The following is an 18,479-nucleotide window of genomic DNA, read 5'->3' as shown; positions in this document are numbered from 1 at the left end:
AAATATTACTATTCCCACTCAATTGTTGCAGGTGGTTTTGAACTTATATCGTAAACAACGCGATTCACGCCTTTTACCTTATTAATAATGTCATTTGACACTTTCATCAAGAAATCATACGGTAAATGTACCCAGTCAGCAGTCATACCATCTGTAGATTCAACGGCTCTAAGCGCTACTACTTTTTCGTACGTACGCTCATCGCCCATCACACCAACAGAATTTACAGGAAGCAAAATTGCTCCAGCCTGCCAAACTTTATCATACAATCCCCAAGATTTTAATCCGTCGATAAAAACAGCGTCAACATCTTGCAAAATCTGAACTTTCTCAGGAGTAATATCTCCCAAAATTCTGATTGATAATCCTGGTCCCGGGAAAGGGTGTCTTCCTAATAATTCAGGATCTATTCCTAAAGTAGCACCAACTCTACGAACCTCGTCTTTAAACAACATTCTAAGTGGTTCTACAATTTTTAATTTCATATAATCCGGCAATCCACCTACATTATGGTGCGATTTAATAGTTGCGGATGGTCCTTTTACTGAAACAGATTCGATTACGTCAGGATAAATTGTTCCTTGCGCCAACCATTTTACGTCTTCGATTAAGTGTGATTCATCATCAAAAACTTCGATAAATACACGACCAATAGTTTTACGCTTGGTTTCAGGATCACTGATTCCGGCTAACTCGCCTAAGAAACGATCTCCTGCATCTACTCCTTTTACGTTCAATCCCATTCCTTTGTATTGATCTAATACGTTTTGGAATTCGTTTTTACGAAGTAAACCGTTATTTACGAAAATACAGTATAGGTTTTTACCAATTGCCTGGTGTAATAAAACTGCCGCTACGGTAGAATCTACTCCGCCTGACAATCCTAAAACTACTTTGTCATTTCCTAATTTCTCTTTTAATTCTGCCACCATTTCTTCTACGAAAGCATTTGGTGTAAAATTTTGAGGAACTTCGGCAATGTCTACTAAAAAGTTTTTCAGCATTTTTGATCCATCTGTAGAATGAAAAACTTCCGGGTGATACTGAATTGCATAAGTTGTTTCACCTTCAATTTTGTAAGCAGCATATTCTACGTCATGCGTGCTTGCCAATTTTACAGCATTTGTTGGTAAAGCCTTGATACTATCGCTGTGACTCATCCAAACCTGACTGTTTTCTGAAACTCCATTAAAGAAAACTTCGTTCTCCTTAATATAAGATAAATTAGCTCTACCATATTCTCTGGTGTTCGAAGCTGCTACTTCACCTCCACTAAAATGTGCTAAGTATTGTGCTCCGTAACAAACTGCCAACATTGGAAGCTTGCCTCGAATTTGAGATAAATCAGGATGTGGAGCATCTTCTGCACGAACAGAAAATGGGCTTCCTCCTAAAATTACGGCTTTATAAGGTGATAAATCACTAGGAAAGTGATTGTAAGGGAAAATTTCGCAGAATATATTTAATTCGCGAACTCTACGCGCAATAAGCTGAGTATATTGCGATCCGAAATCTAAAATAAGTACGTTGTGTTGCATGCGCAAAAATACTTTTTATATTCCAAAATGAAAAATCGGACAATGAAAAAATGATATTTTTTTTCATTGTCCGATTTTCTAGGTACAAAGTTGTAAAGTTGCAAAGGTTCAGAGGTCTTAAAATTTGTAATTTTATTACTCCTTTTCTTTTTTGTTTTATTAAAAAATTCAAAAGAACAAAAATAGACCAAGCGCAAAAAACCTGAACGTTTTTCATTAAAACGCAAAAAAATTACCACATTTATAGAAATTTAATTAATTCTCTTTTAACTAATGAATATTAAGAAACCCCTTAAAAAAATAGCATTTCACGTTTTAATTATTTTTATTGTAATAATAATTCCTCCAATTGTATATGACTATATGGCTAGTTATCAATATTATGATTTTGCATTAATCGGAGGAATATCTTATTTTATTTATGCTTTCTATCTTGTCTTCGAAATTAAAAACCAACGTGTAAAAATTATTCTTTTAGGTATATTATATTCAATAATGACACTATGCATTGGAACATCACTCATGTTCATCAATGATTATTCAATTTTAATACTATTAACAATCAATCTAATAATTCAATACTTCCTATTAGCCAAGAACCCAAAATCTATAGATCCTACAATAGGGAAATCCTATTTAATTAGCTTTGTAATTACTATAATTTTATCTCTTTTTGGTGTCTGTTTTTGGAGTCTTATGCTAGCTGCAGGGGGAATGCCATCAAATCATTATTGATTATTAATAGCGATTTCAATTTAGAGTAATAGAATTATTCGCTTTTATTAACCCTTTTTTTGTTCCTTTGTACCTTTGTACCTTTGAACCTTTGTACCTAAAAAAAATTTATGAAATCAAAATCAATTGCCCTTATTCTTTTCTTATCCTTATTTTTAAACTCTTGTAATACAGTTGATGATTTATTGACTTTTACTATTTCGAACGAAACTTCGATTCAGATAAAAAGCACTTTACCTATCAATTTACCATCAGAAATTGTTACACCAGAGGTTACGACAAATTCATCAGCTGAATTTGCAAACAACAAAACCAAGGCTACTTTGGTGAAAGATGTAAAATTGAAATCGCTTAAATTAACGATTACAGATCCTACAGACAAAACATTTACATTTTTGAAATCGATTCATTTATATATCTCGACCACAGATTCTGACGAGATAGAATTAGCTTATCAGGATAATATCAATTCAACTACAAATATGATTGATTTAATTTGTACAGATAAAAGACTAGATCAATACATTAAAGCCGATAAATACAAGATTAGAACTCAGGTTACTCTAAAAGAATCGCTTACAAAGGATGTAACCGTTAAGGCTGATATGAAGTTTAAAATTACTGCAGATCCGTTCTAAAAAAGGTACAAAGGTTCAAAGCTGCAAAGGCTCAGAGGTTTTAAAAAATTCCAGAAGCTTTGTTCCTTTGAACCTTTGCAACTTAGAACCTTAAAAAATCACTCTTTCGTAACAATAATAGAAGCTTTAAATCCAGCGGCAAGATTGTCCCAATAATCATTGGTGACTAATTGTCCTTTGTCATCAAAAACCTGAATTTCGGCAGTATTTCCTCCCAGAGAGCCAATATTTAAGGCTTCAAAATCTAATTTATTAAAACCATCTGCGAGAACGATTTTTACCTCTTTAAAATTAGAATCTAAGAATATCTGATCTCTTATAACCTGATCGTTTGAAGATACTTTTACCAAATCGCCATCGATGGCCCCAAAATCTCTGAGTTTTACAATAAAGTATTGTGATTTGGTTTTAAATTCTCCTAACGAAATATTTTTCTTCACCAATTGTCCGCGGCCTTCACGCAATCCCGCATCTCTTAAGGTTTTGTCTAAATCTTTTTCCATTTTAGCAACATAACGATCGCCGGGATTAGCAAAATCAGTTTCTGTAGACATAGTAAATTTACTTTTTTCCTGTCCAACCTGTAATTGAGATTTTGGTGTAATACTCGTATTATCAAAAACATTTGGCGTTTTAATACTCGGAATATCGCTATTATCAGCTTGAGGATCTTTTATTTGAGGAATAGGTGTTTTCTTAGGTTTTGCGCCAAATTTTGGCGCTGCAATAGGCCTGAATTTAGTACCAAATTCAGTTTGCGCTGATACTGTTACAGCTGTAAAAAGTAGTATGAAAAATAAAATGTGCTTCATTGAAAAAGTATTATCGAATCGGCTTTAATAATTTTTATAAAATGGGAGTATAGCTTCACAAAAATAACATAATTTAGTTAGGCGCTACAACTTTAAGACTATTATAACAATATATTAGGCTAATTTTTGGAATCAAAAAACCTGCCAAAAAGAGTACTTCTTAAATTTTCCCTGACTATAATTAGATCAAAAAACAAAAAAATCCGACTTACCTTGATAAGCCGGACTACCGAAAAAAACCAGAAATCAAATAAAAAAATACCTATCTTTTATTCTAATGAATATTAAATTAATCTTTAACAATAACTGCAGTCATTGTAGTAAGATCTAATGTTTTTCCTACTGTATAATAAAGATGGACACCATCTGTATAAGTAACCCCACCCTCAACATACTGTACATATTGGATTCTCTGAAACACCGTACCATCAGTAGTTTTAATAGTAAACTTTACAGAGAAATTTCCCTGCTCATACACACTATAAGATGTTTTAGAGGTATTTTTTACATCAAAATCAATTGCCAAATAATCCCCGTATAATTTCTTGTTTGTTACTGTTAATGCAAAATCAGCTATATTAAATGCAGTATTATTTGTGGGTTTACGATCATCGTCGTTACTTGAACTGCAATTTGTCAACAAAAGTGACATGCTTAACAAAAGAACAAGACTAAATGTTGATTTTAAAAAAGATAATTTTTTCATAATTATAAAATATTACTGTTACTGTATTTCTTTATCATTTTTTTTAACTGCCTTAAATGATAAACAATAGTTTACTTATTATTTTACAAATGTAGACAATTTTCTATATTTAAAAAATATTTTGTAAGATTTATATTAAAAATAAACAATTAGCTATTTTCTTTAGAATCCCTATTCAGAAAATATAAAATTTTGATTATTACCAACTTATTCCTAACTTCAATACCTTAATTCACTTTTATTAAAACTCAGGCATTATGGATTATATAGACTATTATAAAGTATTAGAAATCACAAAATCAGCCACAGAAGCCGAAATCAAAAAAGCTTACCGAAAAATGGCTCGAAAATATCATCCGGATTTGAATCCGAATGATAAAGAGGCAGAGAAAAAATTCAAAGAAATAAATGAAGCAAATGAAGTTTTAAGTAATCCGGAAAATCGTAAAAAATACGATAAATACGGAAAAGACTGGAAACATGCCGATGAATTTGAAAAAGCAGGTTACGATCCTAACCAACAACAACAATATTCAAGACAACAACAAAGCGGCGGTCAAAGTTATTCCGGTTTTGAAGGAGGGGATTTTTCAGGAAGTGACTTTTCTGAATTTTTCAATTCTATGTATGGTTCTGCAGGAAGAAGTTCCAGAGGTCAGGCCAAATATAGAGGTCAGGATTTTAATGCCGAATTGCAATTAGATCTCGCATCAGCCTATACAACTCATAAACAGAATTTAAGTGTGAACGGCAAAAACATCCGAATTACAATTCCGGCCGGAGTCGAAAACGGACAAATTATAAAGATTCCGAATCATGGTGCTCCCGGAGCAAACGGTGGTCCGAATGGTGATTTGTACATTACTTTTCTGGTTGATAATAATTCTGATTTTAAACGTGAAGGCAATAATTTATATGCCGATGTTGATCTGGATTTATACACCGCAATTTTGGGTGGTGAAATTTTCGTAAATACTTTTGACGGAAAAGTAAAAATCAAAGTTCCTGCCGAGACTCAGCCCGGAACTAAGGTTAAATTAAAAGGAAAAGGTTTTCCGGTGTATAAAAAAGAGAATCAGTTTGGGGATTTGTACATTACTTATACTATAAAAATTCCGACCAAATTATCAACAAAAGAAAAAGAATTATTCGAAGAACTAGCTAAATTAAGAAATCATGAATAGTAAAAACTTAATTCAAATAAAACAATTTTGCGTATATCATGAAATTGAAAACACCTTTATAACAGAGCTGCACAATTATGGCTTGGTGAAAATTATTTTTCTCGAAGAAGATGAATATTTACAACCGGAACAACTGCCAGCTGTCGAAAAAATGATTCGCCTTCATTATGATCTAAAAATCAATCTGGAAGGTATTGATGTTATCGCAAACCTATTAGATAAAATCGAAGCTTTGCAACAAAATCTAACTACAACTCAAAATAAACTTCGTCTTTACGAACATCATCAAATAGAGTGATGAAGATTTTGTTTCACGCAGATTTAAAAAGATTTGGGCAGATTTATTTTAATTATAATCTGTGTAGATCTGCTTAAATCTTTTTAAATCTGCGTGAAAGACTTTTGGCTATTTTGCGTCTCTGCGAGAAAAAGATTAAAACGTAATTTGCTAAATTAATAACATTAACCAATAACTATCGGGAGTGGCAAAAAATTAAATCTGTTACTCAAAATATCACAAAAAAGAATGATTTTTGAAATGATTTTGCCCAAATTTGGTTCTTTTTCATCTCCATATTTTATAAATTGCAACACAATTAACGAACCGGAATTTGTTTTTAAAAAATGCTAAGAACAATTCAAAAAACATACAAAATGAAAAGAGAAAACATCTTAACAGGATCACCGTGGGAGGACAAAATGGGATATTGCCGCGCAGTAAGAATTGGCAATATTATTGAAGTTTCAGGAACTGTGGCTATTGTTGATGGTGAAAAAGTAAAAGCCGACGACGCTTATGCTCAAACCTATAACATCCTGGAACGTGTTGAAAAAGTATTAGAAGATTTGAGTGTTGGAATGAAAGATGTCATTAGAACAAGAATCTTTACAACCAATATTGCAACTTTTGAAGATGTAGCAAGAGCGCATTCAGCGTTTTTTAAAGATGTAAAACCAACTACAGGTTTCTATGAAATCAGTAAATTGGTTGCTCCTGAATATTTAGTTGAAATTGAATTTACAGCTGTTATACAATAAATATTTTTTTCGCCACGAATTCCACAAATTTTCGCGAATTATTTTTCTACTAATCTAGAGAATTAGAAAAGATTTCTTTTTTAATTTCTTCAATTAAAAAGTAATAAATTAGTAAAAATTCGTGAAATTCGTAGCTAAAAACTTTTCTCCAAATAATTAATGACTTCTCAAACCTTAAAAGAAACACTCCTGACAACTTTCAAATGGATTTTGATCTGTGTTTTGACAGGTATTTTGTCCGGATCTGTATCGGCTTTTTTTTTAGTTTCTCTGGAATGGGTTACGCAATTTAGAATTCACCATGACTGGATTGTCTGGCTTTTGCCTTTCGGCGGATTATTGGTGGGATTGAGTTATTATTATTGGGGAGAATCTATTGTAAAAGGCAATAATCTATTGCTTGAAGAATATGAAAATCCTCAGAAAGTAATTCCGTTTAAAATGGCTCCTTTAGTGCTTTTAGGAACTTTACTTACACATTTATTTGGAGGTTCAGCAGGTCGCGAAGGTACAGCAGTACAAATGGGCGGCGCAATTGCAGATCAATTTACCAAACTCTTTAAACTGGATAATTCCGAAAGAAAAATTCTGATTATTCTGGGAATCAGTGCCGGTTTTGCATCGGTTTTTGGAACTCCGCTGGCGGGCGCAATTTTTGCTTTAGAAGTTTTATATTTCAGTAAAATCAACCTTAAAAGTATTGTTTTATCCTTTTTAGTCGCTTATGCTGCTTACTTTACGGTAGAATTATGGCAAGTAAAACATACCCATTATAGTATTCCGGTTGTTCCCGAAATTAATATTTCGACGCTAGCTTATGTCATTATAATTGGTATTCTATCAGGTTTTGCTGCTTTATTATTTTCAAGAAGTACTCATTTCTGGGGTTCGCTTTTCTCAAAAAACATAAAATATCCTCCGTTACGTCCTTTTATTGGCGGAATCATTCTTGCTATTGCCATTGCAGGTTTTGGGCTTTCAAAATTCTCCGGATTAGGCGTTCCGGTAATTGTAGATTCATTTTCGAATGCAAATCCCTGGTATGACTTTTTACTTAAAATTCTGTTTACAGGTTTTACTTTAGGAGCAGGTTTTAAAGGTGGCGAAGTGACTCCGTTATTCTTTGTTGGCGCTACTTTAGGAAGTGCTTTATCAGTAATAATTCCGTTACCAATTGCCTTTTTAGCCGGATTGGGTTTTGTTGCTGTATTTTCGGGCGCGACCCACACTCCTATCGCCTGTACCGTTATGGGTATGGAATTATTTGGAATCCAGCCCGGCCTTTTTATTGCAATTGCTTGCACAGTAGCTTATTTTTCATCAGGTTCTATCGGAATTTATAAAGCGCAAATTGTTAAAGGAGCTAAATTTAAGTTGTATCAGAAATTTCAGAAAGAAGAATTGGAACATCTATAATTAAATTCCAAATCTTTAAATTCCAAATCTTGACGTTTCGTGTAAATTCTAAAAATCAAAAATATTTAGCCAAAAATAACCTGATGAGATATTGTAAACAACAATTTATTCCATCGGAACATCTCATGGTACAAAAAAAGATATTACGAGGGATATCGTCCCGTAGGGACGTTTGGCAAATTGTGTACATAATCTGTATATGTTTTAACCATTATTTATAAAATCAAACGTTCCTACGGAACGTAAAAAAAAACGCCTCATTTATTTGGCTACCGATGAGATGTTCCGATGAAACATCGGGAAGTTGCTATAAAACAGATAGTTCCTTTGGAGCTTTACAATGCCATTCAGTATTAATAAAATCTGTTTAAATCAGCGTTTTCCCTTTAGCGAATCCGTTTTATCCGTGTACAAATTCTGCGTCAGGAGAAACTTCAAATATAAACTCCACCACAACAACTTATAACTCATAATTCATAACTCAAAATCTCCATTCGCTAAAAGTGTGTTAATCTGTAAAATGATTTCAACATTACATTAAAAAAATGTAAATTCGCACACTATGAAAATACAAGATATTCAAGCGATACAATTATTACTCGCTACCCCAAAGAAAATCGCTATAATACCACATAGAGGTCCTGATGGAGACGCTATGGGCTCGACTTTAGGTTTATACCATTTTTTATTAAAAAATAATCATCAGCCAACGGTGATTGCTCCCAATGATTTTCCTGATTTCTTAGCTTGGTTACCAGGTTCTGAAACCGTAAAAATCTTTGAAAAAGATACTGAAAACTGTACCAAAATATTAGAAGAAGCTGAGCTTATTTTTACACTCGACTTTAATGCTTTTCATCGTACGGGCGAAATGGAACATACTTTAGCCAGACTAACAGCTCCATTTGTCATGATTGATCACCATCAAAAGCCGGATGATTATGCGACTTATATGTATTCTGATACTACATTTGGGTCGACTTGCGAAATGGTTTACAACTTCATCTCTTTTTTAGGCAAAAAAGAAGATCTGGACAAAACAATTGCAACGTGCATTTATACAGGAATTTTAACAGATTCAGGTTCATTTCGTTTTCCGGGAACAACAGGAAATACACACCGTATCATTGCCGAATTAATTGATTTGGGAGTTGAAAATACTCAAATTCCGGTTTTATTATTTGATAATAGCTCTTACAGCCGTTTGCAATTATTGGGTCGTGCTTTACAAAACATGAAAGTTTTTGCAGAACATAAAACTTCTTATACTTCGCTTACTCAGGACGAACTGGATTCTTTTAATTATGTAAAAGGTGATACTGAAGGAATTGTAAATTATGGATTAAGTATAAAAGGTATTCTTTTTACTGCTATTTTTATCGAAAATAAAGACGAGAAAATTATCAAGATTTCTTTCCGATCGCAAGGAGGATTTGATGTGAATCAATTTGCGAGAGATCATTTTAACGGAGGCGGACATAGTAATGCTGCCGGCGGAAGATCTGATGTTTCGATGGAAGAAACTTTGGCAAAATTTGAAGATTTAGTAACCAAACTAAAAATATAACCCCATGAACTACCTAAAACTAAGCATTTACACCCTACTTTTTGCTGTGTTACTGGTTAGCTGCAAACAACATGAAGATGCCAGAAGACCTATTTCAAGAACTTCAGGAACTTTCATGAAAAAATCAGTTGATCGCAACAAGAAAATAATTGCTAACGAAGAAGAGGTTATCAAAAAAATAATCAAAAGCAATCCTAAAACTAAATATTTTGCCACTAGAAAAGGATATTGGTTTTCTTATGACGAAAGAAATCAAACAGATCTTTCTACACCTAAAAAAGGAGATATCGCCTATTTTAACTTAGAAGTAAAAGACATCGAAGGCAAAATCATTTACTCAGAAGCAGATCTTGGTCCACAGACTTATTATGTAGACAAACAAGATATTATGATGGGATTGCGTGATGGTATTAAATTAATGCACAAAAATGAAACGGTAACTTTCTTATTTCCGTCTCATATTGCTTACGGATATCATGGAGACAATAAAAAAATTGGAACTAACCAGTCTTTAATTTGTACTGTTACACTTCGAAATTTTGAACCGGATCCTTCAGTTGCAAAAACGGGAACTCCTACGGGACAACCTGCAGCTACACAAACAGCAGGCGGACAAGCTCCAAAAACTGCAACACCAAAACCGACAGCTGTAAAACCAGCAACTCAAGCTAAAAAAGATACAATAAACCCATAAAAAAGCATTTTAAAAATGAAAAAAAGTATTTTATTATTACTACTGGCCGTTACCTCATTTTATTCTTGTAAAGATGAACACAGCAATTTACCTGATGGTTTATATGCTGACATTGAAACTAATAAAGGACATATTATCGTTGAATTAGATTATAAAAAAGCACCGGTTACAGTGGCCAATTTTGTAACATTAGCCGAAGGTAAAAGTGAATTCGTAACAAAGGATTATCTAAAAAATAAACCTTTTTATAATGGATTAAAATTTCATAGAGTTATTGAAAATTTCATGATTCAAACTGGAGATCCAGAAGGAACTGGTTCTGGAGATGCAGGTTACAAATTTAAAGATGAAATCACAGATTTAAAATTTGACAAAGCCGGTGTTTTGGCCATGGCAAACAACGGTCCCGGAACAAACAGCAGCCAATTTTTCATTACACATGTTGAAACGCCTTGGTTAGAAGGAAAGCATACTATTTTTGGGCATGTTGTAGAAAAAGGACAAGAAGTTGTAAATCAAATTAAACAAGACGATAAAATCGTTGCTGTAACTATTATTAGAAATGGTGAAGCTGCAAAGAAGTTTGATGCCGTAAAAGTATTCCACGATTATTTCTCTGAAATAGCAAAAGAAAAAAGCAAATTTGCAGGGGTTCAACAAGAAAAAGTAGCTTACTACGCTTCTGTTAGACCAAAAGCTACAAAAACAAGTACTGGTTTAGAGTATTTAATTACTGAAAAAGGAACTGGTAAAAAACCAGCTGCAGGAGCTCAAATCTACATTCACTATTCTGGTTTCTTAGAAGACGGAACTTTATTTGATTCAAGCGTAGAAGAGGTTAATAAAACTTTTGGAAAGTTTGATCCTGCAAGAGCAGAGCAACACGGTTACCAGCCAATCCCATTCCAGGCAGGTCGTAAAGATGGTATGATTCCTGGATTTATTGAAGGAATTGAGCAACTTTCTTTTGGAGATAAAGCAATTCTTTTTATTCCGTCACACTTAGCTTACGGAGCAACTGGAGCAGGAGGAGTTATTCCGCCAAATGCAAATATTATTTTCGAAGTTCAATTATTAGAGAAACCGTAATAATATTCCTATCTTTAAACCGTTATTACAGACTTAAACTCGAAACACGATGAAATTTAAATTTCTATTTTTATTTTGCCTTGCAATAGTTAATATTCAGGCGCAAACAACAAAAAAACCGGTTACAAAACCAAAACCGGCTGCAACAACAAAAGCTGCTCCGGCAACAAATCCTAGTGAAGGTATTTTTGCAACAATTTCAACTACAAAAGGAGACATTGTTGTTTCATTAGAGTATGTAAAAGCACCTGTTACAGTTGCAAACTTCATTACTTTGGCAGAAGGTAAAAATCCTTATGTAAAAGTTGAAGCACTAAAAGGAAAACCTTTTTATGATGGATTAAAATTTCACAGAGTAATCAATGATTTCATGATTCAGGGTGGAGATCCTCAAGGAAATGGTTCTGGAGATCCTGGATACTCCTTTAAAGATGAATTTGTTCCTGAATTAAAATTTGACAAAGGCGGAGTTTTAGCGATGGCTAACTCTGGACCGGCAACAAACGGAAGTCAATTTTTTATCACACATAAAGACACACAATGGCTTAATGGAAAACATACTATTTTTGGTCATGTAGTGTCTGGAATGAGCGTTGTAAATAAAATTGTTCAGGACGATGTGATTACAAAAATCATTATTACTCGCAAAGGTGCTGCAGCGAAAAAATTTGACGCTGTAAAAGTTTTCTCTGACGATGTAAAAAAACAAGAAGCCAAAAAAGGAGAAAGTCAAAAAGTGGTTGCACAAAAAGCAGCTTCTTTTGCAAGTGCAAAGGCAACTGCCACAACAACTGCATCTGGTTTAAAATATATAGTTACTAAACCAGGAAATGGCGTAAAACCTACTGAAGGATCTACAATTTATTTTCATTATGCTGGATACTTTGAAGATGGAAATCTTTTTGACAGCAGCATCGCAAGTGTAGCAAAAGATTATGGCAAATATGATGCTAATAGAGATGCTCAAGGCGGTTACAAAGCTTTTCCTTTTACAGCAGGTAAAAAAGACGGAATGATTCCTGGTTTTATCGAAGCTTTAGCTATGATGACTGATGGAGAGAAAGCAACCTTTATTCTTCCTTCAAATTTAGCTTATGGAGCAAATGGTGCCGGAGGTGTTATTCCGCCAAACGCTACTTTGATTTTCGAAATCGAAGTCTATCAAAATCAGCCAAATGTAAAATAAAAACATTTTTGTTTTTATCTGATATAAATCAAACCCATCAAAATCTAAATTTTGATGGGTTTCTTATTTTTACTTCTCTCCTAATTATATCAAATTCATAATTTTACGATACAAATCCCCTTCTAAACCAACGTGATAATAATGTTTATTCATATTTTCTATTAATTCCTAAACAAAATAGCTTACCTTTGCCGGCTTTATTTTTTTAATCTAAACAAGTTAAGATGTCACAAAACAATGTATTAAAGGGAGTATTTTTAGTAGCAATTGGAGCAACAACTTACGGAATGTTAGCTACTTTCGTAAAAATGGCCTATTCTGAAGGATATACAACTGCCGAAGTAACAACATCTCAATTTGTGCTGGGAATCATTGGTATTTTACTAATAAATGCCTTCCAAAAAATTAAACATAAAGATAATGTTGTGAAAGCAACTCCAAAAAACATTTTTAGCCTGATGCTTGCAGGAACTTCGTTAGGAATGACGAGTTTATTCTATTATTTGGCTGTAAAATACATTCCTGTTTCTATTGGTATTGTTTTATTGATGCAAACTGTTTGGATGGGTGTTTTACTTGAAATGTTTTTAGAAAAAAAATTACCCTCAAAACAGAAAGTTGTTGCGGTAATCATCGTACTTATTGGTACTGTTTTAGCAACTAATATTATCCATAATGATATACAATTAGATTGGAGAGGTATTGCCTGGGGAGTTTTAGCAGCTGCATCTTTTACTACAACTATGTTTACAGCAAATAGTGTCGCTACTGGTATTTCATCTGCTCAACGAAGCTTATACATGCTTTTGGGCGGGTCTATTATTGTATTTTCATTTGCATTTGCAACTCAAATAACACCTTTTAATTTTGAGATTTTCATGAAATGGGGAATTATCTTAGCACTGTTCGGAACTATTATTCCGCCAATGTTAATGACTGCCGGTTTCCCGTTAACCGGAATTGGATTAGGAAGTATTGTTTCAGCACTTGAACTTCCTGTTTCTGTTATGATGGCTTATGTTTTATTAAATGAAGAAGTGATCTTCACGCAATGGGTTGGAATTGTATTAATTATTCTTGCCATAATTATTATGAATGTAAATTTTAAGTCTAAAAAATAGCTTAATTTGCAAGACACGAAAAAAAAACGTCTTGTAATGTAATAATTGTTAATTTTTTTATAAATTCGTGATAAACAACAAGATATCATGAATCTACCCTGGCATTTATATTTAATGGCTTTTCTTTATATAGTTGCCGGGCTTAATCATTTTAGAAACCCCGGAATGTATATCAAAATCATTCCGCCAGTTTTTAAAAATCCTAAATTAATAAATACTTTAAGCGGAGCTGCCGAAGTAATTTTTGGTATTCTTCTGCTGTTTCATCCTACAACTAATTTAGCAGCCTGGGGTATCATTATACTCTTAATTGCTGTATTTCCTGCTAATTTATATATGTTTCAAAATAAAAAAGCGAGTTTCGGCTTGCCAAAATGGATTTTATTTGTACGTTTGTTCTTACAGATTATTTTAGTGTATTGGGCATACCAATATACCTTTTAACATTAACCATTAAATTATTTTATTATGAAAAAATTATTTGCAGAATTTTTCGGAACCTATTGGCTTGTTTTCGGAGGTTGCGGAAGTGCCCTTTTTGCCGCTGGTATTCCTAATCTAGGAATTGGATTTGCAGGTGTTGCTTTAGCATTTGGTTTAACCGTACTAACAATGGCCTACGCTGTTGGGCATATTTCTGGCGGACATTTTAATCCTGCTGTATCTTTTGGTTTATGGGCCGGAGGAAGATTCCCGGCAAAAGACTTATTACCTTACATTATTTCGCAATGCGTTGGTGCATTGGCTGCAGCCGGAACATTATTTATAATCTGGTCAGGCAAAGCAGGAAATGTAATTGATAATACTAAAGCCGGCGCTTTTGCTTCAAATGGTTTTGGCGCATTCTCACCTGACGGCTATTCTTTGCAATCTGCATTCATAGCTGAATTTGTTCTGACATTATTCTTCTTATTAGTAATTCTTGGAGCTACTGATAAATTTGCAAACGGAAGATTTGCCGGAATCGCTATTGGTTTAGCCCTGACATTAATTCACTTAATAAGTATCCCTATTACCAATACTTCAGTAAATCCTGCAAGATCATTATCACAAGCTATTTTTGTTGGAGGCGAGCCTTTATCTCAGGTTTGGTTGTTTTGGCTGGCACCAATTTTAGGAGCAATAGTCGCCGGATTTATTTACAAAACATTATTGCAAAATCACGCAGAAGCTTAATTTCCCTTATAAATCAAATCATAACTAAATAAACTTAACATTATGGAATTTTTATATTTCTTACTTATAGGAGCTATCTCAGGATGGTTGGCAGGACAGGTCTGGAAAGGTGCCGGCTTTGGATTACTAGGTAATATCGTCGTTGGAATCATTGGCGGAATCGTTGGCGGCTGGATCGCCGGAAAACTGGGTATTGGCGGTGGCGGACTTCTTTGGCAAATTATTATAGCCGTTGGAGGTGCCTGGGTTCTATTATTTATAATTAGTCTCGTAAAAAAAGCATAATTACTATTTAAGTAACCTCATTTTGAAAGAGAAAATCTGATATATTTATATTTGATTTTCTCTTTCTTATTTTTATTTTAAATCCAATTATGATGAATCAAGTAATTGCCTATTTCAGTACGATTCCGTCCTCGCACCGAAGCTTAATTTTGGTTGGAGGAATAACGTTCTTTTGGATCATAGAAAACACCTTTCCCCTATTCCGAATGCAATATAAAAAATGGCATCATGCAGGAATCAATTTTTTCCTGACATTGACAACCATTATTATCAACTTTTTATTGGCTTTTATCTTAATCAAAACAGCATTCTGGACAACTGAACATAATTTTGGAATTTTACAATGGCTTCCGGAAATCCCAATTTTGGTTTATACCTTAATAGGATTGCTTTTATTGGATTTAATCGGGGCTTATTTGCCACATTATATCCAACATAAAATAAAATTTTTGTGGCGTTTTCATATTGTTCATCATACTGATACCTGGATTGATACTACAACTGCCAACAGACATCATCCGGGCGAAAGTGTAATTCGGTTTGTATTTACTGCTCTGGGAGTTTTAATTGTTGGAACTCCAATGTGGATGGTCTTTTTGTACCAAACTTTATCTGTTGTAGCGACACAATTTAATCATGCCAATATTTCGCTGCCTAATAAACTGGATGTTTTTTTGAGTTATTTTATCGTTTCTCCTAATATGCACAAAGTCCATCATCATTATGTTGTTCCTTATACAGACAGCAATTATGGAAACATATTTTCGATTTGGGATCGTATTTTTGGCACCTTTACAACATTAGATAAAGACAAATTAGTTTATGGAGTTGATACTCATATGATGCCCGAAGAAAACAATAAACTGAAAAATTTATTGAAAATTCCGTTTCAAAAATCGAGATCCATAAAAAACAGTTAAAAACAGTAAAAAAAACGTACTTGAACCTACCAAGTAATTATTTTTTTTATTAATATTGATACTTAAATTGAAAATCAATCTATTAATCATTAACCTCTATTTTGAATTAATTTTCACGTGATGAAAAAGAGTAACCGCAAAGAATTGAATTGGGAACAAACGGAAAGACTTGTTTCGCTAGCTTTAGAAGAAAAAAATCCATTTGAAATCATAAAAAAAGAATTTGGATTGGCAGAAAAAGAAGTTCTGGAAATCATGAAGAAGAAAATGCCTCTTGAAAAATTTGAGATGTGGAAAAAGAAGGCCATTGCTAATAAACCAAAACCAAAACCAGTTAAAATAGATGATTTTGATGAAGATTTGGACGGTAAGTATTATATAAAAAATAAACTAGACTAAGACAAAACTCCTGTGCTTCAGGAGTTTTTTTTATATTTTTAATTTCTTGTAACTTTTTTGCCTTTTGCATGACAAATACAAATAACTAAACTTATTCAAATGAAAAAAATACTTTATACTTTAGCTCTTGCAGTAACGCTTTGGAGCTGTAAAACAGGGAGCTCTTCCGGCGCTGCAAAAAGCAATGTAGTAGAGGTCAATATTAATCTTGTCGATGTAAAAGACGATAAAGTACTGGTAACTGTTACGCCTCCACAAATAAAAACTGACGAGGTTATTTACAGCATTCCAAAAACAGTTCCTGGAACTTATTCTACGGATAATTACGGTAAATACTCCGATAGCTTCAAAGCTTTTGATGCTAAAGGAAATGCATTAACAGTAAAAAGAATTGACGATAACTCCTGGTCAATTTCAAATGCAAAATCATTAAAAAAAGTTACTTACTTAGTTGGTGATACTTTTGATACTGAAAAAGGAACAGGATTTGGTAACGATGACGTGTTTTCGCCAGCGGGAACAAATATCAATGCCGGAATCAATTTCATGATAAACACACATGGTTTTGTTGGTTATTTTCAAGACAAATTAGAAATTCCTTACAAAGTTACCATTACACATCCGGAAACACTTTGGGGAGCAACTTCAATGACTGACGAGGATGCAAGCAAAACAAGCGATGTTTTTACAACGTCTCGTTATGCAGTTTTGGTTGAAAATCCAATTATGTATTCTAAGCCGGATTACACTACATTTAACGTAAACGGAATGGATATTTTAATCGCTGTTTATTCTCCAACAGGAAAATTTACTGCTGAAAGTATCACTCCGGACATGAAAACAATGATGACGGCTCAGAAAAACTTTTTAGGGAAAGTAAATGCTAATAAGAAATATACCGTTTTATTGTACTTATCATCTATGGCAAAAGACGATGCACACGGTTTTGGAGCTTTAGAGCACCCAACTGCTACTACAGTAGTTTTACCGGAATCTATGCCAAAAGAAAAACTGGTAGAAACAATGAAAGATGTTGTTTCGCATGAGTTTTTTCATATTGTGACTCCACTAACAATTCACTCAAAAGAAATTCAGTTTTTTGATTATAATGCACCAAAAATGTCTGAGCATTTATGGATGTATGAAGGTGTAACAGAATATTTTGCTAATCTTTTTCAAATCAATCAGGGTTTAATTGGTGAAGCAGAATTCTATACTCGTATTGCTGACAAAATCGAGCAGGCAAAAGGATTAAATGATACGATGCCATTTACTGTAATGAGTAAAAATGTTCTAGAGCAGCCATACAAAGATCAATACTTAAATGTGTATCAAAAAGGCGCTTTGATTGGAATGTGTATTGACATTATCATCAGAGAAAAAAGCAACGGAGAAAGAGGAATTCTGGATTTAATGCATAAATTATCTAGCGAATATGGTATTGAAAAACCGTTTAACGATGATGAGCTTTTTGCAAAAATTACACAATTAACTTATCCTGAAGTTGGAGAATTTTTGAATAAATATGTAGCCGGGCCAACTCCAATTCCATATGATTTTTATCTAGCAAAAGTTGGTGTTACAAAAGCAACGGAGAAAAAACCGGGCCCAATTTTCTTAAAAGGACAAACTCCATATATTGGTGTTGACAAAGCAACTAAAGCAATAAATGTTCGTGCTGATATTGATTTAAATGTATTCTTCACTAATTTAAATCTTAAAGCTGGTGATATTATCACTGCTGTAAACGGAAAAACGTACAGTCTGGATAATATTTATGATTTGATCACAGAAAGTGAAAACTGGAAAGAAAATGATCCTATCACGCTTCAAATAAAACGTGCTGGTAAAGAAGAAACTATTAAAGGAACTGTGAAATTACCATACGAAGAAACAGAAACTTTTAAAGCAACTGACGCTTCAAAAGAGAAACTTAAAAATGCATGGTTAAAAGGATAATTTCTTTTTAAAGACA

The 18,479-nt window shown here is 33.4% G+C and carries 20 protein-coding genes; 17 read left to right on the top strand and 3 right to left on the bottom strand.

Annotated elements, in window-relative coordinates:
- Positions 1–8: 8 nt before the first annotated feature.
- The gene (guaA, locus tag CHB81_RS14785) at positions 9–1,538 is read right to left on the bottom strand and encodes a glutamine-hydrolyzing GMP synthase (protein WP_089352633.1); all 1,530 of its coding nucleotides are present in this window, start codon (positions 1,536–1,538) and stop codon (positions 9–11) included.
- A gap of 273 nt (positions 1,539–1,811) precedes the next feature.
- Here guaA and CHB81_RS14780 point away from each other — a divergent pair, with 273 nt between their 5' ends.
- Together CHB81_RS14780 and CHB81_RS14775 are read left to right on the top strand one after the other, a co-directional pair.
- Positions 1,812–2,273: a hypothetical protein gene (locus CHB81_RS14780; protein WP_089352632.1), complete on the top strand. Its 462-nt coding sequence runs from the start codon at positions 1,812–1,814 to the stop codon at positions 2,271–2,273.
- A gap of 110 nt (positions 2,274–2,383) precedes the next feature.
- Entirely contained in the window at positions 2,384–2,911 is a 528-nt protein-coding gene (locus tag CHB81_RS14775) for a hypothetical protein (protein ID WP_089352631.1), read from the top strand.
- 98 nt (positions 2,912–3,009) lie between these two features.
- Here CHB81_RS14775 and CHB81_RS14770 read toward each other — a convergent pair whose 3' ends face one another.
- Both CHB81_RS14770 and CHB81_RS14765 read right to left on the bottom strand, forming a co-directional pair.
- Positions 3,010–3,723: a hypothetical protein gene (locus CHB81_RS14770; RefSeq protein WP_089352630.1), complete on the bottom strand. Its 714-nt coding sequence runs from the start codon at positions 3,721–3,723 to the stop codon at positions 3,010–3,012.
- Between the two features lie 289 nt (positions 3,724–4,012).
- On the bottom strand, positions 4,013–4,429 hold the full coding sequence (locus CHB81_RS14765; RefSeq protein ID WP_089352629.1) for a hypothetical protein: 417 nt from the start codon (positions 4,427–4,429) through the stop codon (positions 4,013–4,015).
- Between the two features lie 257 nt (positions 4,430–4,686).
- Here CHB81_RS14765 and CHB81_RS14760 point away from each other — a divergent pair, with 257 nt between their 5' ends.
- The 15 genes from CHB81_RS14760 (at position 4,687) to CHB81_RS14690 (ending at position 18,463) form a co-directional block, all read left to right on the top strand.
- Complete coding sequence (locus CHB81_RS14760) at positions 4,687–5,613, top strand: DnaJ C-terminal domain-containing protein (RefSeq protein WP_089352628.1); 927 nt, start codon at positions 4,687–4,689, stop codon at positions 5,611–5,613.
- The gene (locus tag CHB81_RS14755) at positions 5,606–5,911 is read left to right on the top strand and encodes a chaperone modulator CbpM (protein ID WP_089352627.1); all 306 of its coding nucleotides are present in this window, start codon (positions 5,606–5,608) and stop codon (positions 5,909–5,911) included. Before CHB81_RS14760 ends, CHB81_RS14755 begins: the two co-directional genes overlap by 8 nt.
- 356 nt (positions 5,912–6,267) lie before the next feature.
- The gene (locus CHB81_RS14750) at positions 6,268–6,651 is read left to right on the top strand and encodes a RidA family protein (RefSeq protein WP_089352738.1); all 384 of its coding nucleotides are present in this window, start codon (positions 6,268–6,270) and stop codon (positions 6,649–6,651) included.
- 159 nt (positions 6,652–6,810) lie between these two features.
- Positions 6,811–8,067: a voltage-gated chloride channel family protein gene (locus tag CHB81_RS14745; protein WP_089352626.1), complete on the top strand. Its 1,257-nt coding sequence runs from the start codon at positions 6,811–6,813 to the stop codon at positions 8,065–8,067.
- A gap of 562 nt (positions 8,068–8,629) precedes the next feature.
- The gene (locus CHB81_RS14740) at positions 8,630–9,634 is read left to right on the top strand and encodes a bifunctional oligoribonuclease/PAP phosphatase NrnA (protein ID WP_089352625.1); all 1,005 of its coding nucleotides are present in this window, start codon (positions 8,630–8,632) and stop codon (positions 9,632–9,634) included.
- A gap of 4 nt (positions 9,635–9,638) precedes the next feature.
- Positions 9,639–10,328, top strand: coding sequence for a gliding motility-associated peptidyl-prolyl isomerase GldI (gene gldI, locus CHB81_RS14735; RefSeq protein ID WP_089352624.1), 690 nt, complete (start codon positions 9,639–9,641; stop codon positions 10,326–10,328).
- A gap of 15 nt (positions 10,329–10,343) precedes the next feature.
- On the top strand, positions 10,344–11,417 hold the full coding sequence (locus CHB81_RS14730) for a peptidylprolyl isomerase (protein WP_089352623.1): 1,074 nt from the start codon (positions 10,344–10,346) through the stop codon (positions 11,415–11,417).
- A gap of 49 nt (positions 11,418–11,466) precedes the next feature.
- Complete coding sequence (locus CHB81_RS14725) at positions 11,467–12,603, top strand: peptidylprolyl isomerase (RefSeq protein ID WP_089352622.1); 1,137 nt, start codon at positions 11,467–11,469, stop codon at positions 12,601–12,603.
- Between the two features lie 224 nt (positions 12,604–12,827).
- Entirely contained in the window at positions 12,828–13,724 is an 897-nt protein-coding gene (locus CHB81_RS14720) for a DMT family transporter (protein WP_089352621.1), read from the top strand.
- A gap of 87 nt (positions 13,725–13,811) precedes the next feature.
- Positions 13,812–14,168 carry a DoxX family membrane protein gene (locus CHB81_RS14715; protein ID WP_089352620.1) on the top strand — a complete coding sequence of 119 codons (357 nt, stop codon included), beginning with the start codon at positions 13,812–13,814 and terminating at the stop codon, positions 14,166–14,168.
- Positions 14,169–14,192: 24 nt separating this feature from the next.
- The gene (gene aqpZ / locus CHB81_RS14710; RefSeq protein WP_089352619.1) at positions 14,193–14,900 is read left to right on the top strand and encodes an aquaporin Z; all 708 of its coding nucleotides are present in this window, start codon (positions 14,193–14,195) and stop codon (positions 14,898–14,900) included.
- Between the two features lie 42 nt (positions 14,901–14,942).
- Positions 14,943–15,185 (top strand): GlsB/YeaQ/YmgE family stress response membrane protein, encoded by a 243-nt coding sequence (locus tag CHB81_RS14705; protein ID WP_089352618.1) that lies wholly within the window; start codon positions 14,943–14,945, stop codon positions 15,183–15,185.
- Between the two features lie 92 nt (positions 15,186–15,277).
- Complete coding sequence (locus tag CHB81_RS14700) at positions 15,278–16,105, top strand: sterol desaturase family protein (protein ID WP_089352737.1); 828 nt, start codon at positions 15,278–15,280, stop codon at positions 16,103–16,105.
- Between the two features lie 120 nt (positions 16,106–16,225).
- Positions 16,226–16,504, top strand: a complete 279-nt coding sequence (locus tag CHB81_RS14695; RefSeq protein ID WP_068843242.1) for a DUF2805 domain-containing protein — start codon at positions 16,226–16,228, stop codon at positions 16,502–16,504.
- Positions 16,505–16,603: 99 nt separating this feature from the next.
- Positions 16,604–18,463, top strand: coding sequence for a PDZ domain-containing protein (locus CHB81_RS14690; protein ID WP_089352617.1), 1,860 nt, complete (start codon positions 16,604–16,606; stop codon positions 18,461–18,463).
- Positions 18,464–18,479 lie beyond the last annotated feature (16 nt).

This window comes from Flavobacterium sp. ov086 (assembly GCF_900187965.1).
Classification (GTDB): Bacteria; Bacteroidota; Bacteroidia; order Flavobacteriales; family Flavobacteriaceae; genus Flavobacterium.
This window is presented reverse-complemented; position numbering and strand designations above follow the sequence as displayed.

Excerpts from the sequence above, each read along its gene's own strand:
- CHB81_RS14770 (WP_089352630.1), bottom strand. The coding sequence starts at position 3,723 with ATGAAGCACATTTTATTTTTCATACTACTTTTTACAGCTGTAACAGTA.
- CHB81_RS14760 (WP_089352628.1), top strand. The coding sequence starts at position 4,687 with ATGGATTATATAGACTATTATAAAGTATTAGAAATCACAAAATCAGCC.
- aqpZ (WP_089352619.1), top strand. The coding sequence starts at position 14,193 with ATGAAAAAATTATTTGCAGAATTTTTCGGAACCTATTGGCTTGTTTTC.
- CHB81_RS14725 (WP_089352622.1), top strand. The coding sequence starts at position 11,467 with ATGAAATTTAAATTTCTATTTTTATTTTGCCTTGCAATAGTTAATATT.
- CHB81_RS14705 (WP_089352618.1), top strand. The coding sequence starts at position 14,943 with ATGGAATTTTTATATTTCTTACTTATAGGAGCTATCTCAGGATGGTTG.
- CHB81_RS14700 (WP_089352737.1), top strand. The coding sequence starts at position 15,278 with ATGAATCAAGTAATTGCCTATTTCAGTACGATTCCGTCCTCGCACCGA.
- CHB81_RS14730 (WP_089352623.1), top strand. The coding sequence starts at position 10,344 with ATGAAAAAAAGTATTTTATTATTACTACTGGCCGTTACCTCATTTTAT.
- gldI (WP_089352624.1), top strand. The coding sequence starts at position 9,639 with ATGAACTACCTAAAACTAAGCATTTACACCCTACTTTTTGCTGTGTTA.
- CHB81_RS14750 (WP_089352738.1), top strand. The coding sequence starts at position 6,268 with ATGAAAAGAGAAAACATCTTAACAGGATCACCGTGGGAGGACAAAATG.
- CHB81_RS14755 (WP_089352627.1), top strand. The coding sequence starts at position 5,606 with ATGAATAGTAAAAACTTAATTCAAATAAAACAATTTTGCGTATATCAT.
- CHB81_RS14690 (WP_089352617.1), top strand. The coding sequence starts at position 16,604 with ATGAAAAAAATACTTTATACTTTAGCTCTTGCAGTAACGCTTTGGAGC.
- CHB81_RS14745 (WP_089352626.1), top strand. The coding sequence starts at position 6,811 with ATGACTTCTCAAACCTTAAAAGAAACACTCCTGACAACTTTCAAATGG.
- CHB81_RS14720 (WP_089352621.1), top strand. The coding sequence starts at position 12,828 with ATGTCACAAAACAATGTATTAAAGGGAGTATTTTTAGTAGCAATTGGA.
- CHB81_RS14740 (WP_089352625.1), top strand. The coding sequence starts at position 8,630 with ATGAAAATACAAGATATTCAAGCGATACAATTATTACTCGCTACCCCA.
- CHB81_RS14780 (WP_089352632.1), top strand. The coding sequence starts at position 1,812 with ATGAATATTAAGAAACCCCTTAAAAAAATAGCATTTCACGTTTTAATT.
- CHB81_RS14695 (WP_068843242.1), top strand. The coding sequence starts at position 16,226 with ATGAAAAAGAGTAACCGCAAAGAATTGAATTGGGAACAAACGGAAAGA.
- guaA (WP_089352633.1), bottom strand. The coding sequence starts at position 1,538 with ATGCAACACAACGTACTTATTTTAGATTTCGGATCGCAATATACTCAG.
- CHB81_RS14765 (WP_089352629.1), bottom strand. The coding sequence starts at position 4,429 with ATGAAAAAATTATCTTTTTTAAAATCAACATTTAGTCTTGTTCTTTTG.
- CHB81_RS14715 (WP_089352620.1), top strand. The coding sequence starts at position 13,812 with ATGAATCTACCCTGGCATTTATATTTAATGGCTTTTCTTTATATAGTT.
- CHB81_RS14775 (WP_089352631.1), top strand. The coding sequence starts at position 2,384 with ATGAAATCAAAATCAATTGCCCTTATTCTTTTCTTATCCTTATTTTTA.